Annotated in this window: 1 protein-coding gene; it reads right to left on the reverse strand. The window is 64.8% G+C overall.

The genetic code is table 11. The annotated features are described in order from the left end of the window. Positions 1-88: 88 nt before the first annotated feature. The gene (gene queC / locus BN3270_RS00005; RefSeq protein ID WP_058985076.1) at positions 89-850 is read right to left on the reverse strand and encodes a 7-cyano-7-deazaguanine synthase QueC; all 762 of its coding nucleotides are present in this window, start codon (positions 848-850) and stop codon (positions 89-91) included.

An 850-nucleotide genomic window follows, 5' to 3' on the forward strand; every position in this document is an offset into this window, starting at 1 on the left:
CGCTTTGGGTGCGCGCCCGAGCCACCTCAAATCGTCAAGAACGAGGAAAGAGAGCGAGGCAAGCCCGTCCCTGTGCAATACCTGTCTCTTATACACAGCTAGATGTGTATAAGAGACAGGGCGTCCCGTACTCCACCGGGTCTTCCACCCCATTGGCGCGGAAAGCCGCGATGCGGTCGCGACAGGTCGCGCACGTTCCGCACGGCTTGTCGCCGCCTTCGTAGCAGCTCCACGTAAGCTCATAGGGAACGCCCAACTCGAGCCCGCGCTTCACCACACCGGCCTTGTTGTCGTCGACGAAAGGCGCCCGCAAGCGCACGCGCCCATAGGTCCCGATTTCAATTGCCGCACCCATATGGTCGGTGAATTCCGGCGAACAATCGGGGTAGGCGTCGCCCGCCGCATCGTCGGCGTGCGCACCCAAAAAGATCTCGGTCACCTCGTCGGGGTAGATCGACATCGCAAGCGCCGCCACCGCCGACAGCATGAGCCCGTTGCGGAAGGGCACGTAGGTCGACACGGGGCCTTCCCCGTCTTCGGCAATCTGTTCGGCATAGGAGGCGTGCTTCACGTCCTGGTTGCTGCCCGCCATGAGGGCGCTGTTAGAGTCCTTCAGAATCTCCGAAAGGTCGAGCACGCGATGGGCCACGCCGTAATAGCGGGCCACTGCGTCGGCGGCCTCGAGCTCGCGGCGATGCTTCTGCCCGTAGAACACGCTCACCGTCGTCACGTTTTCGGCGCCCAGCTCGTCGACGGCCACCGCCAGACAGGTGGTGGAATCCACCCCGCCGCTCGAGAGCACCAGGGCCCGGGTCGCCTGCGGGCGGCCGGCGTCTGCCTCCTCGCGCAC

The sequence above is a fragment of the Hugonella massiliensis genome, assembly GCA_001486445.1.
In the GTDB taxonomy this organism is placed as follows: Bacteria; Actinomycetota; Coriobacteriia; order Coriobacteriales; family Eggerthellaceae; genus Hugonella; species Hugonella massiliensis.